Genomic DNA, 13,397 nt, shown 5'->3' on the forward strand with positions numbered 1-13,397 from the left:
TACGGAGTCTGCCGCACCTCAGATTAACACTGTTTACTGCCAAATTCAATGCTTAGACCAAGCCATGAACGCAGCCATCGAAGCCACGTTAACGATGATTCCATCCTTTCTCTCCAGCATATCGGGCAGCAGCCGATGCGTAAGATCGACTAACGCAGCCGTATTCAGCAGAATCTCCTCCTGCTCGCGCTCCGGGTCTATTTCCTCGAAACGGCCATAAGTGCCAACGCCTGCGTTGTTGATGAGAATATCGACAGACAAGCCCAGTTCGGATATTTGTTCGGCCAGTTGACGCGGAGCATTCGCTTTGGACAAATCGCAAGCGAGTGCATAAGCCTCTACACCGTACTGGCGGTTGAATTCCCTTGCCATTGCATCCAGTTTGTCCTTGGAGCGAGCTGCCAGAACGACATGACAGCCTCGTGCCGCCAGTTCTTTGGCATACACTTTCCCGATTCCGGATGAAGCACCGGTGACTACAGCCAGCTTGTTTCGATATATATATTTGTTCAAGAAGCCAACCTCCTATTTAAGCGTCTCTGACGTAAATTAGCTTCATTGTACTGTCGGTGGAGAGAAGTCAACCACATCATGCTTATACTATTAGCGGGATTAACAGCCTCTGTACTCGTTATGGTTCTCTTTTGTAGAAACGGCATTCAACAGAGATTATAATAATCATATATAACGTTCTTTTGGTCCATTTGGTACTAGCAATCTGCATCTTCCCTATAGGTAAATAGATAAGTAAATAGAGGTGACCCACTTGAAAAAGAATCATTCTCCATCCGCATTGGGTGACTTCCTTAAATCGCGCAGGGAACGGTTACAGCCTTCAGAGGCAGGGATCCAGCCGCTGCCCGGACGAAGACGTACTCCGGGTCTTCGAAGAGAAGAAGTCTCTTATCTTGCCAATATAAGCGTGACTTACTATGCCTGGCTGGAGCAAGGCAAGGAGGTTAATCCTTCGCCGGAAGTGCTGCTAAGTATCAGCAAAGCGCTTCAGCTTGACGAAGACGAGCAGAAGCATCTATTCGATCTCGCCAATGTAGATGTGGCTAGCGTCGTCACAGTGCCAAATAGCGAAGGGCCGGATACGAGAGTTTTGCAGCTAATCGTAGATCAGCTGCATTATCCTTCTTTTATCACGGACGAAGGTACGGACGTTATCGTCTGGAATCGAGCGGCAGAACTGATCGTAGCCGATTTCGGCAGTCTGCCGGACAACGAACGGAATATGATGGACATTATGTTTTTAAAGCCGGATTACCGCAATAGACTGGTGAACTGGGAAGGCGCTGCCCGTTACTCTGTAGCCGTTCTGCGGGCAGGCTTCGATCTATACAAGAACAACCCGTTATATATGGAAAGGTTTGAACGCTTGACGCGGGAAAGCGCGGAGTTCGTACATTTCTGGGAGTTATATGAAATCAAACAAAAACGCGTAGCTACCGCTTTATTCCGTGTTCCTGGCGCACAGGAGATGGAGTTCGAGCTCCACTCCGCGGCTGTAATCGATAATGGCCCGGGACTGCACTGGTGTTTCTTTGTTCCGGTGCCCGGTTCAGGTACGGAGGAGAGATTACTGCGTTTACTTGAGCGGGACAGGCAGCTACCGTAGACTGTTACTCCCGTTAATAGAATAGACGTGCTGTGGCTAGCTCCCTCCAGTTGCTTGTATGATTCAGTGGATGACAACGATTGGAGGGTGTTTAGCATGCAAACATGGTTCATTACAGGAGCATCAGGAGGCTTGGCTTCACGTATAACTCGCCAGTTGCTTGATAGAGGGGACCGTGTAGCCGCAACGGTACGCAAGCCGGGTGTGCTGGATGATCTGCAGGCACAGTATGGCTCTGGGCTATGGCAGGCTAATCTAGATCTGACAAACTCTCAGCAAATTGCTGAAGTGGTGGAACGTGCATTTTTAGAACTGGGCACGATCGATGTGTTTGTCAATAATGCAGCCTATGGCTTGTATGGCGCAGTGGAAGAAGCAAGCGACAGGCAAATTGAGCATCAGTTTATGACCAATGTGCTTGGCTCCCTACGTGCAGCGCGTGCAGTCCTGCCCTTTTTCCGCAAGCAGGGCGGCGGTCACATGGTACAGATTTCGAGTATGGCGGGTCATTATTCTATTCCGGGTATGGGGCTGTATTGCTCTTCGAAATGGGCGGTCGAAGGAGCCTTTGAAGCGCTGGCTAAGGAAGTGGCTCCGTTCAATATTAAGACCACTATGGTGGAGCCCGGCGGAATCCGAACGAATTTCATTACAAGCAACGCCGTATTCGGCGAGCGGATGGACGAATACCGGGATACGGAGGCAGGCCAATTCGTTAGCCTGATGAAGGGAGAACTGCCTGGTATAGATATGAGCATGTTCAATCAAATGGTTGTCGGCGATCCGGATAAAATGGCGCAGCAGATTATCCGTCGTGTCGACCAGGGAGAGGGCCCGATACGTATGGCGTTGGGCAGTGACGCCTATGAGCAAATCCGGGCAGCCCTGCTGGACAGACTGGCCGCTCTGGAAGCACAGAAAGAGCTGGCTTACTCCACTGATTCAGATGATGTGGTAAAACCATTTTAAAGGATACCAAAGCATTCGACATCCACGACAACTGATATGCTCCTCTGAAGTAGCCGATTTATTTATTAACCCAGTCTACTTAAAGGGGAGCTTGTTTAGGGATTTTCGTTATTTGTGATACGGTTCAGCTTAACGGGTCTACGGCGAATTTTAAAAGTACCCAATTAATTAAATGACCATTTAAGCAACTCAAAAACCGGGATTCGCCAAATAAGGTCCCGGTTTTTGACGTTCTATGTTGGGTTAATCATCTCAGATAGCAGAGGATATCTTTCTCTCCCTGATCCTTTATTGAAATCCATCTTTCAGCCAAGCGCTGGCTAATGCAGTAGCACCGCGGGCGGCCAACGTATCCGCCAAAGCATTCAACATGACGAAATCATGAATGATTCCTTGATAACGCACCGTTGTGACCTCTACACCAGCTTCCCGAAGCTTATTCCCATAGGCCTCGCCTTCATCTCGAAGAACGTCGGCTTCCGCCGTAATGATGAGAGCTGGAGGAAGATCGCGAAGCTGGTCGATGGAAGCTCTCAGAGGAGAAGCATAGATTTCATTTAACTCTTCCGGTTTGTTGATGTACTGTTCCCAGAACCAAGCCATCCCGTCACGGCGAAGGAAGTATCCTTCGGCAAATTCATGATACGAGTCCGTATCCATTCCCCCATCCGTAACCGGATAGAATAGCAGCTGGCGTTTAATCGCAGGTCCCTTTCTTTCCTTAGCAATCAACGTGATTGCCGCAGTCATGTTTCCGCCAACGCTATCGCCGCCGATGGAGATATGATCCGAATCCAGGCCATGATCCTTGCCGGAGGAAGCGATCCATTGCAGCGTAGCGTAGATCTCTTCAAGAGCTGTCGGGTATTTGACTTCGGGAGACAAGCTGTAATTAGGAAATACGATGGCCGATCCGCTTCTGACCGCTAGCTCGCGAATCAACCGATCATGAGTATGGGCATTACCGAACACCCATCCTGCACCATGTATGTACAAAACCGTTTTAAGCAGTTGGCCAGCCGTGTTCTTCGGACGCAGGATCCGAACGGACACTTGACCGCCTGGTCCGCCTGGGATATTGAGATCCTCAATGTCTACATCTTTTTTCTTGGTATCTCCCGACTGAACTTCGTCTACCGTCGCTCTCCCCTGCTCAGGTTCAAGATGGAATAAGTAGGGCGGATTCGCAGTTGCCTCAGCAAATTGTTGTGCGGCGGACTCCAGAATAATTTTTTTGGTCATTTTCAACATCTCCTCATATCACATTAGTTTTAAGAAATTAAATTGTGCACAATTATTAAGGGTAAAAAAATTCGTTTCTATTATTGGGACAGCCAAGAATTGGCCAACAGCATTGCTCCGCGTGCAGCATTTGTATCCTTTAAGGCATTCAACATTACAAAGTCATGAATAATGCCTTGAAAGCGTACAGCCGTTACAGGTACACCTGCTTCTCTGAGCTTGTTAGCATAGGCTTCGCCTTCATCTCGCAGGACATCCGCCTCACCAGTGATTACAAGCGCTTCCGGCAATCCCTTTAACTGATCCTTCGTTGCACGAAGCGGTGAAGCATAGATTTCGTTTCTTTGTTTCGGATCTGTCGTATACTGATCCCAGAACCACTGCATACCATCACGACGCAGGAAATAGCCCGTAGCGAATTGTTGATAGGAGGCGGTGTCGAATTTGGCATCCGTAACAGGGTAGAAAAGAAGCTGCTTGCTAATTTTCGGGCCTTTACGGTCTTTAGCCATCAATGTAACCGCCGCCGTCATATTGCCCCCCACACTATCTCCAGCTACTGTGATTTTCTGTGAATTCAGTCCATTATTATTTCCATCTTTGGCCACCCATAGTAGCGCTGTGTAAATCTCCTCGATAGCAACCGGATATTTTGCTTCCGGAGAGAGATCGTAGTTCGTAAAGACTACAGCTGAGTTGGAACCAACGGCTAGCTCACGAATGAGACGTGAATGTGTCAGCTCGTCTCCAAATACCCAACCTGCTCCGTGGGTGTACAATATAACCGGCAGGTCTTTCGTTACTCCCTTCGGACGAACAATAGTAAGTGACACGCTGCCTTTTGGTCCGCCTGGAATCGTCAAATGCTGAAGATCCACGTCTGGCATTTCCACGTCACCTGATTGTACTTGATCCACGGCTTTCCTTCCCTCTACTGGGCCGAGATCGAACAAATAAGGAGGTTTGGCAGTATCCTCGACAAACTTCTGAGCTGCCGGTTCAAGCACGACTTTATGATTAGAAGTGGTGGTGTTATTTTCCGACACCGTGGAACCGATCGAAATCTGCTTATTCTGAGCGTCGTAGACGGTCGAAACGTGTAGAGCATCCGCTAGGGTGCGAACCGGAAGATAAGTCAAGTTCTTATAGCTGATCGGCAAAACCTTGTTACCGTTCGCATCCGTAGGAGCATATTCCGCGCCATTGACCTTAAACTTGATATCATTGTTTAAATATGCCGTGATCTTCTCTTGATGGGTTCCTGCATATACGCCGGCCGTGCCGGTAATGGTCATGCCGAGCGCCATCATGGCCACAACGGATGTTTTGAATTTGTTCTTCATTTTCGGGTTCTCTCCTTTGTTATTCCATTCATTGGTAATCATATATTGCATCAATGGCAGGCCTTTGCCGTCCAATGTAGTTATGGCCATTATTAGTTGTTAAAAATTTAATTTTGCACAATCTTTACGGGTAAAAAAAAGATCATAACTTTTGCAGCTCCCAGAGAATATCCTCCGGTTCCATTCTTTTGGTAAAATCGGGATTCACATATGCGGAACGGATAACGGCGTATTCGTCAATCATGAACGTTCCCGTCATCGGAAGCACCCAATGATCTGTCCCATTGTACTCGTGCAGATCAATATTATGGCTTAAGTACATGTCCCTCAGATAGTCAGGCACGTCATACAACAGGTTATATTTGGCGGCAACGATTCCCTTAGGGTCGCTGAGAACTTTAAATGACATTTCTGCTTTCTCTTGATCAGACAGTGTATAATCCGGCAATTGTGGACTGACTGCGATAAGCTGCGCGCCTAGCGCCTGAATGTCGGGGAGAATCTCTTGGTATGCTCTTAACTGCCGATTGCAGTAAGGGCACCATCCTCCTCTGTAAAAGGTAAGGACAACGGGACCTTTTGCCAGTTCGTCGGCTAAATTTATTTGGTTCCCAAGTGAATCTGACAGTTCAAAGTCCTTGGCTTTCGTCCCGACTGGTAGCCCTGTGGCGTTCCCTCCCTCTTGAAGCTGCTGGATGACACGTTGGTGTATCGCCTGCACTTCAAAAGGGCTTGCTGCCGTAATCTTCTCTAACGCTGAAGTTAAGGTCATAGTTGACATGATCACACCTCGAATGGATTATTTCCCGCTAGTCTGAACGACTTTCTCTACTAACTCTTTGATCGTTTTGTTTAATTCCGAGACATCTTCGATTGACATTCCGCTGGCTGAGAGGAGTTCGGATGGAATACAATCGGATTGCTCCTTAAGGGCCAACCCTTTCTCTGTGAGCAGGACCAAGACAACCCTCTCATCTTCCGTTGATCTTACTCTCCTAATCAGTTCGTTCATCTCCATCCGTTTCAGCAGCGGCGTCAAGGTGCCTGAATCGAGGTCTAATTGTTCTCCCAGTTCTTTCACCGTCCGCCCGTTACTTTCCCAGAGGGATAGCAATACGAGATACTGAGGATAGGTAATTCCCATCTCCTCTAATAGCGGTCGATACAACCGAGAAATAGCTCGGGAGCAAGTATATAAGGAAAAGCAAAGGTGTTCGTTAAGTTGCAGCATGTGAGGTCAACCTCTCTATAATGTTGATTAATGATGTGACATGTACTTCACCTCATTTTAAGTTGTTTGCAAATTAGTTGTGCACAACTTTTATAAGCCAATAATACATACCCCTCTCTATATTGTCAACGATTTAATTTTATACAATTTAAATTTAGGGAATTTTTTTGAACACGTATTTCATGATAGGCGCTAGAGATGCCCGCTCAATAGTGAAGATTCCCAGGTAACGTGGCGGAGGTCACGTGCACCTAGAAGTTCGTCGAGTACTGGAAGAAGCGTGGATTTGAGATCGTGCAGAAGAATGAGGTGCGACTGATGCAGGATAGAGAAAATCATCCCGAGACTAACCTGACGTTTACCGACCAGGCCGTGAAGCTAGTCAAAATAGGAGCTGAGTGTAATTCTCGAACACCCAGGGGTTGTCCCACGCCCAGAAGACGCGGGCTATGAGGCTGTGCACGGGAAAAGATAGCTTTGATTTACTCGGTATGTACCCCAGAATGCAACTGGGACTTCTCTAAGTAAATAAGAACTCTACTTAAAGCGCTAAAATTGGACGGGCGGTTTGTTCTCCTATTCCTTTATCACCTGCCTCAATCCCTAGGATTCAACAACACGCCGACCCCAAAAGCCCGTCGGTTGGTGCCATCTCCTTACTCGGATTCTCCACTTGGTTGACAGTGTAAAATGAAAGACAAGACAAATACCCCTTCTTGTGAAAAGGGGTAAGTTATCTTAATAAAAACCACCGGATGTTCTTTCAAGCCAGTGCTCAGAAAGTTTCAGTTCAGGATTACTCCCTGTTCGCTATTTGCTCCTGAGCGAGACGGACCAATTCCCTAACCATGGAACCGCCAATTTTGCCACCGACATGGCCTGCTGATTCTGTTGTCAGTTGACCATTGTTTCCTGGGTGCAGAGGCACACCAAGCTCCTTCGCCACTTCGTATTTTACATCGTCTGGTTGATTCGGATTTACGGTATATCCTTCGCGCTTCATTACATCTGCTTTGAACGCTTGCATTCCCTGTTCGACCCCTGGCACCGCATATTTTCTCCTTCTTCTTGCCATCATACAGCACTCCCCTCGATGTTATTCCATAACATGCCCGGAAGCACAAAATTTCATCCCTATTCCCTAAAATTTATGAGTTAAATCATCATCTCCTCTTAATCTCCCGATCAAAGTACTTTTGATTCATTTACAAAAGACGAAGAAGCTGTTTTTGCACTTCTCACTTGCTGAAGAATCTGAAGCGACTGGATCAGTCGCCAAATTCAGCAGGCTATGAAACAATTGTTTTATTGACAATAGTCATTCGTAACGCATAATGCCTCAAACAGACGTTTTTAAAGATCTCAAGGCCAGGAAACAGCATTTTTCGCCCTACTTATGATACGGTTCAGCCCGCTAACTATTACGGCAGGTTTGATAAGCCATCATTCCAGAATAAATTTGGCAGATTTAGAGTACAACCCTGTGTTCCAATATATTTTTCAAACTGATATGAGACTTTGAGGGACCCAGCTTTAAAAGGGAATCTTGAAATTCGGCAAGTTCCTCAATCGATGCCGTTTGTACCTTGATAAGATAATTATATTCTCCGCTTATTCGATATAAATCCGTTACTTCCCTAGCCATTTCACAAAAATCAACGATCATCTGGCAATGTTCTGTTTTGACTAGTATAAACGTAGTCATGCCCCGATTCAGATTCTTTAAATTTAATTCTGTGGAATACCCGGAAATTATCTTCTTATCTTCAAGTTTCAAAATCCTCTCTTTAACTGAAGGTTGGGACATACTGACTTCTTTACTGATTTGAGAGATAGACATTCGTGCATTGTGTTGAAGCAGCTGCAAGATCTTTTTATCCATATCATCGATTAGATGATCCATCCCCATCACTCCCTTGAATTGAATTTTAAAAAACTAAGCCATATCCATTAAAATAGCTTATATTTAGTTACCATCCTTTCATTATATCCTCATATAACATATGTAATTCAACAAGTTAGTAGCTGTATACTATAAACAACATTCAAAATATACACAAGGAGAAATCAAGAATGAGCATAAACGGTCTTTCACATGTGGCGATCCAAGCCAAAAACTATAAAGCTACTATTACATTTTATATTGAAGTTCTAGGGTTCAAGGTTGGTCATCATTGGTCTCTGCCATCCTTTCAAATCAAAGAAGCCTCCATGCTAGTTTCACCTGACCAAAGAACCTGTATTGAGATCTTTGATAACGACGCTGTCATCCCTGCTCAAGGGAAGAAAGCATCGTCTGAAGAAGATATAACTTACGGAGCGTTATTACATTTAGCCTTCTACGTGAATAATGTGGATGAAATGTATCAAAAAGCCCTTGCTCATGGAGCAAAGGCTTTTATAGAACCGGATTACCTTTCACTTGGCGAACCCCCACTTGTAGTGAAGAATGCTGTCATTCACAGTCCCAACGGAGAAGTTATCGAATTTATTGAAGAGGTCGATTTTGATATGTCTACCAAGACTCATGCAAATTAAGCTTTATAACGAAAACTTGCCCTTATTTGTGATACGGTTCACCTCAACGGGTCTATCGGCGAAAAATGCGAAAAGGAGCTGTCGCGGCCAGCTCCCTTGTACTGTAATCAATCCAATTCGGCGCGAGAGAATAAATCCCTGATTGCTCTTGTTTGACATACGACCTGCTATAAAAATGAAACTATTGTCGCAGCTATAGCTCTTTTTTGTCTTATCCCAAGCAAATCAGGGCAAAAACATCCTGGTTACGGAAAATCCAGCTCATCATCGATGACACGGAATATCTCCCTATTCCGCACCGGATACCGGGCATCCAGTTCCTCCCACTGCCGCTTCGGTAAAATCAAAAAGTCGAATTTCGTATTTGTCCCGGATCAGCTCCTGAAAGCCGCGAATCGTGATATAGCGATCATTTCCGGTAAAGGTAAGCGCAATCGAATGCAGTTGTCCATTGTAGGTAACGTCCAGTCCTTTGTCCGTAGACGTCACCTCGACCGTTTCATCTGGAAGCCGTTTACCGAACAATCGGACGATCTCCTCGTCATCCTCTCCCCAATCTACAGTGACGCTGTATACAAAAGCCCATAGAAAGCCACCGAAGTAATCGGCAGCCTTATTATCGATGATTCAACTATCGTTCCGTTAGAACTATGGAGCCATTTAACGAAATGATACCAAAAACTTTATTCGAGTTTTTTCCAACTCTGTGTGGTGGCTGATCTACCATCATCATCTTCATCATTGACTCTTCCAAGTTGTTCAAGGGGCTTTTTGTGTTCCTAGCAAAATAGTTCGTAGTAAGTAGAAGATTATGATAGCAATCTAATTTTTTATATCGTATGATTCTTCACATACAATAAGATTTTGCAATAATAAGCTTCATAATATATATCTTATTACACTTTAGGGGAATAAGGCGTACTGCGGATTATTTATATTTTCCGTACGGGAGTTTTTTCGGAATGGAGAGACTATGAAAAAAAATATTGTCTTTATGATTGCATTACTTATACTGTTCACCGGCTTCGCAACACCAAGTTATGCATTATCAGACTCGCAATCTGATTCAATACAAACATTGTTGGATGATGCAAGCCGTATATCAGGTGTACCGGGAATGTCAATCTCAATACTTGCGAACAATGAAGTGCTCTACTTTTCTTCCGGGTACGCAGATCGTGAAAAGGGACTGCCAGCAAGTGAAAATACTCTATATGAGCTGGCTTCGGTAAGTAAAGCTTTTACCGGCATGGGTATTCTGCTGATGGAAGAACAAGGGCTGCTGTCAATGTCAGACCCTATCCAGAAATATTTGCCTTGGTTTACGTTAAAGTATCAGGGGAAACACGTGGATATGCAAAGTATGACACTCAATAACTTTTTACACCATACTAGCGGCTTAACAAATGGCAGTCACAGTCAAAACATTCCACAAGGCAATACGCCGGATATGTTGCAAAAAACCGTAGAAATGCTCGTAGATTCTGAATTGTCGTTCTATCCCGGTGAGCAGTATAATTACGGAACTGTTAATTATGACGTATTAGGTCTGGTTATTGAGATTGTGTCGGGACAAAGCTATGAAGACTTTATGAGGGAACAGGTATTTCAGCCGTTGGGTCTTCACCAGACGTATGTTTATAAAGAAGATGCTCAAGCCACCGGACAGTTGGCACAGGGCTACCGTTCTTCCTTTTTTATGACAACCCCATATAACGCGCCGGATTTTTCCGGGAATACACCCGCAGGCTACATCATTTCTTGTACAAAAGATATGGCGCGTTGGATGGGCATACAGATGGGTATTGTGCAGGACATACCCGAAATATTCCATACGGTTATCGAAAAATCACATCAGGGTGATATGTCTGTTCCGGCTGTCAACGAAATGTATTATGCGGCGGGCTGGTCGGTAAACGCCAACCAAACGATTATAGAGCACCCCGGGGGCAATCCCAATTTCGGAACCGAAGTGGTCATACTGCCAAATGAACGAATAGCCATCAGCTTGCTGACCAACGGCGAAAATATCAATAGAAGCATGGTACTAAAAGTTAAAGATATATTAGATGGCAATCTGACGCAGTCATATGGAATAAGCGGCACACAGCTTTTGGACATCATTTTGTCGTCTGCCACAATTATTCTTTGCCTATTGGCTGTTCTGTTCTTTCTCTTAGGATTACGCAGAAGGAAAACGAATGAGCGGCAGCCAATGACAAAAAGGCGAATAATCGTAACAGCTATTTTGCTAATTGCTACGATTGTCCAGTGTGTAATATGCTATGCATTAGATTGGTCAGAGATACTTATTTGGCGAACATATAGTGTTCTTACAGCTTTGATTTCGGCGGCCTTATTAACAGCAAGCATTACATGGTTTGTATACACTCACCGATATAATGCCTCGCTCCGAAAATAAGCATTTCATTCGTTCGCCTTATTGAAAAAACGCGAAGATTTCTTTTAATGAGAGAACAATATCAGCTTAGAAGGAATGTGTCAGGCACCCCCTATTTTTCGCCGTCACTTATGGTAGGGTTCACCGCGGTTAATCTTCACCGCCCGATAAATTTGCTCCACCAGCACCAGACGCATCAGCTGGTGCGGCAAGGTCATGCGCCCAAAGCTCAAACGCTGCTTCGCGCGGCGCAGCACCTCATCGGAGAGCCCATGGCTCCCTCCGATGACAAACACGACATGGCTCGTCCCGTACGTGCCGAGCTTGTCGATTTCCGCGGCCAGCTCTTCCGAGCTCCAGAGCTGGCCATCAATGGCGAGCGCGACGACATGCGCCTCGCTCTTCACATGCGCGAGGATGCGTTCGCCCTCGCGCTCTTTTACCGCCCGTACCTCTGCTTCGCTCAGGGTATCGGGCGCTTTCTCATCCGCGACCTCGATCATCTGAAATTTGATGTACGGGGCGAGGCGCTTGGCATATTCCTGAATGCCCAGCGTCAAATATTTTTCCTTCAGCTTGCCCACGCCAATAATCTGAATCAACATAAAACCATTTCCTCCATATCTTCAATCTCGGTATGTATCCATTTATGAGCGATGCCTCGACACACCGTATATCCTCTGACGAACCTCACACACCTTATTCAGCCTCATTTACACATTTTGCGCGCCTAATGAACTTCAGCCACGCTAATACGCAGCATTTAAGCCATATGCACATCATTCCGGGCAAATAGCGTGGCTACGGTTCGTTAGCGCAAACATCGACCCAATTTACTCCGAATAAAACGTCTGAGGTTCCTTAGCGTGATTGACTCCCCCTGCTCGACCTCTCCACAAACAGCACAAGACAGCACACCACGCCAATGCGCAAACTCCCCCACAAAACGCAAAAAGAGCGCTCCGACACGCTCTCTTTGCTTCTTGCCTGTGATGTTCATACCGGATGGAAGGCAGGCCGGGGACACCCTATCATACAGTGCCTGCGGCCGTTCGTTCCTACAGTACGCTAAACGACGAGGAATTCCGCGTGCTGTTCGCATTCGGAACATTTGGCAGGCGGGTCCCAGTCGGCAAATTCCGTCTCCTTCAGATCAACGATATCCGGAGCGTCCTCATACTCATCGACGAACTTGTCAATGGCGATGTCCACGTGTTCTTTGCATACAACGTACATCCGTTCAAGCATCCTTTCTGTAACCAGCTATGCTCCCGATTCACAACCGCTTATCCATACAGGATAGCCACTTCTCTGTTCTATCACACCTCAGGCTGAAAAGAAACCCCTAACTCCCATTTATCGTGCCCAACTTCCAGGAAACCTCTCCATTCGCCACGAGCAAACGGCAAAAAAAGCGCCCTCTCCGGGCGCTGTATCATACATATATTCGGTTAGGCAGCTCCATTTACTCCAACCCGGATTGCGCCTTCGTCAGCAGCTTGCCGCCCTGAAATGCCAATACCGCATTGGCCCCCGTATCGCCAACCCCTTTGTAGTTATAAACCACCATATTTTCTGCTTCGCTCAAGGCTTCTCCCTCACCGCCCAGGATGTCGATTACTTCGTCAAACGTCATGCCCACTTCAATTTTCTCGTACTGTGCAAACGTAATAACTACGCTATCGCCCCTGCCTGCGGAACCGTTATTGCCTGGTCCGGCAGATGAGCTGCCTCCGCCCTGGCTTGCAGCAGCGACGCTTGCGCTCAGCTCATCCAGCTTTTTTTTCAGATCCGTAATTGTAATGTTCTGTTCTTCCAGCTTGCCGGACTGTTCCTCCAGCTTTTTCTCCAACGCGGCTACGCGGTCCTCCTGCCAGGAAGCATCGCCGCCGGATGCAGCATTCGTTTCTGTCTTGCTTCCGCATGCCGACAATACGGATAACAGCATCATAAGCGAAGTTCCGCCAAGCAGCAGCTTTCTAGCGTATTTCATAGTCCCAGGGCCCCCTATATTCATGTCTGCTTCCATTCTTCCGTCCAATACAACAACCT

15 protein-coding genes are annotated in these 13,397 nt (G+C 46.3%); 4 read left to right on the forward strand and 11 right to left on the reverse strand.

Annotated elements, in window-relative coordinates; genetic code table 11:
• Nucleotides 1-45: 45 nt before the first annotated feature.
• Nucleotides 46-513: an SDR family NAD(P)-dependent oxidoreductase gene (locus tag L6H98_RS06035; protein ID WP_236413604.1), complete on the reverse strand. Its 468-nt coding sequence runs from the start codon at nucleotides 511-513 to the stop codon at nucleotides 46-48.
• A 244-nt stretch (nucleotides 514-757) separates the two neighbouring features.
• On the opposite strand from L6H98_RS06035, the gene L6H98_RS06040 reads away from it, so the two are divergent.
• Both L6H98_RS06040 and L6H98_RS06045 read left to right on the forward strand, forming a co-directional pair.
• Nucleotides 758-1,621 carry a helix-turn-helix transcriptional regulator gene (locus L6H98_RS06040; protein WP_236413605.1) on the forward strand — a complete coding sequence of 288 codons (864 nt, stop codon included), beginning with the start codon at nucleotides 758-760 and terminating at the stop codon, nucleotides 1,619-1,621.
• 96 nt (nucleotides 1,622-1,717) lie between these two features.
• Nucleotides 1,718-2,590 carry an SDR family oxidoreductase gene (locus tag L6H98_RS06045; RefSeq protein ID WP_236413606.1) on the forward strand — a complete coding sequence of 291 codons (873 nt, stop codon included), beginning with the start codon at nucleotides 1,718-1,720 and terminating at the stop codon, nucleotides 2,588-2,590.
• A 288-nt stretch (nucleotides 2,591-2,878) separates the two neighbouring features.
• Here L6H98_RS06045 and L6H98_RS06050 read toward each other — a convergent pair whose 3' ends face one another.
• The 6 genes from L6H98_RS06050 to L6H98_RS06075 all read right to left on the reverse strand — a co-directional run bounded on the left by L6H98_RS06050 (nucleotide 2,879) and on the right by L6H98_RS06075 (nucleotide 8,309).
• A complete protein-coding gene (locus L6H98_RS06050; protein ID WP_236413607.1) occupies nucleotides 2,879-3,832 on the reverse strand; it encodes an alpha/beta hydrolase in 954 nt (317 codons plus the stop codon).
• Nucleotides 3,833-3,912: 80 nt separating this feature from the next.
• Entirely contained in the window at nucleotides 3,913-4,878 is a 966-nt protein-coding gene (locus L6H98_RS06055; RefSeq protein ID WP_236413757.1) for an alpha/beta hydrolase, read from the reverse strand.
• A gap of 439 nt (nucleotides 4,879-5,317) precedes the next feature.
• Nucleotides 5,318-5,956, reverse strand: a complete 639-nt coding sequence (locus tag L6H98_RS06060; RefSeq protein WP_236413609.1) for a peroxiredoxin-like family protein — start codon at nucleotides 5,954-5,956, stop codon at nucleotides 5,318-5,320.
• Between the two features lie 18 nt (nucleotides 5,957-5,974).
• A complete protein-coding gene (locus L6H98_RS06065; RefSeq protein WP_236413611.1) occupies nucleotides 5,975-6,406 on the reverse strand; it encodes a MarR family transcriptional regulator in 432 nt (143 codons plus the stop codon).
• Nucleotides 6,407-7,202: 796 nt separating this feature from the next.
• On the reverse strand, nucleotides 7,203-7,481 hold the full coding sequence (locus tag L6H98_RS06070) for an alpha/beta-type small acid-soluble spore protein (RefSeq protein ID WP_236413758.1): 279 nt from the start codon (nucleotides 7,479-7,481) through the stop codon (nucleotides 7,203-7,205).
• 393 nt (nucleotides 7,482-7,874) lie between these two features.
• On the reverse strand, nucleotides 7,875-8,309 hold the full coding sequence (locus L6H98_RS06075; RefSeq protein ID WP_236413613.1) for an Lrp/AsnC family transcriptional regulator: 435 nt from the start codon (nucleotides 8,307-8,309) through the stop codon (nucleotides 7,875-7,877).
• 170 nt (nucleotides 8,310-8,479) lie between these two features.
• On the opposite strand from L6H98_RS06075, the gene L6H98_RS06080 reads away from it, so the two are divergent.
• Nucleotides 8,480-8,944: a VOC family protein gene (locus L6H98_RS06080; protein WP_236413614.1), complete on the forward strand. Its 465-nt coding sequence runs from the start codon at nucleotides 8,480-8,482 to the stop codon at nucleotides 8,942-8,944.
• 288 nt (nucleotides 8,945-9,232) lie between these two features.
• Here the strand turns inward: L6H98_RS06080 and L6H98_RS06085 are convergent, their stop codons facing one another.
• Complete coding sequence (locus tag L6H98_RS06085; RefSeq protein ID WP_236413615.1) at nucleotides 9,233-9,469, reverse strand: hypothetical protein; 237 nt, start codon at nucleotides 9,467-9,469, stop codon at nucleotides 9,233-9,235.
• Between the two features lie 448 nt (nucleotides 9,470-9,917).
• Here L6H98_RS06085 and L6H98_RS06090 point away from each other — a divergent pair, with 448 nt between their 5' ends.
• A complete protein-coding gene (locus tag L6H98_RS06090; protein WP_236413616.1) occupies nucleotides 9,918-11,366 on the forward strand; it encodes a serine hydrolase domain-containing protein in 1,449 nt (482 codons plus the stop codon).
• A gap of 104 nt (nucleotides 11,367-11,470) precedes the next feature.
• Here L6H98_RS06090 and rlmH read toward each other — a convergent pair whose 3' ends face one another.
• The 3 genes from rlmH to L6H98_RS06105 form a co-directional block, all read right to left on the reverse strand.
• Nucleotides 11,471-11,950 (reverse strand): 23S rRNA (pseudouridine(1915)-N(3))-methyltransferase RlmH, encoded by a 480-nt coding sequence (gene rlmH, locus L6H98_RS06095; RefSeq protein WP_236413617.1) that lies wholly within the window; start codon nucleotides 11,948-11,950, stop codon nucleotides 11,471-11,473.
• 463 nt (nucleotides 11,951-12,413) lie between these two features.
• Nucleotides 12,414-12,581 carry a CxxH/CxxC protein gene (locus L6H98_RS06100; RefSeq protein WP_236413618.1) on the reverse strand — a complete coding sequence of 56 codons (168 nt, stop codon included), beginning with the start codon at nucleotides 12,579-12,581 and terminating at the stop codon, nucleotides 12,414-12,416.
• Nucleotides 12,582-12,810: 229 nt separating this feature from the next.
• Nucleotides 12,811-13,338: a hypothetical protein gene (locus L6H98_RS06105; RefSeq protein WP_236413619.1), complete on the reverse strand. Its 528-nt coding sequence runs from the start codon at nucleotides 13,336-13,338 to the stop codon at nucleotides 12,811-12,813.
• Between the last annotated feature and the right edge of the window lie 59 nt (nucleotides 13,339-13,397).

Source organism: Paenibacillus sp. JJ-223, from assembly GCF_927798175.1.
Taxonomy (GTDB): domain Bacteria; phylum Bacillota; class Bacilli; order Paenibacillales; family Paenibacillaceae; genus Paenibacillus; species Paenibacillus hubeiensis.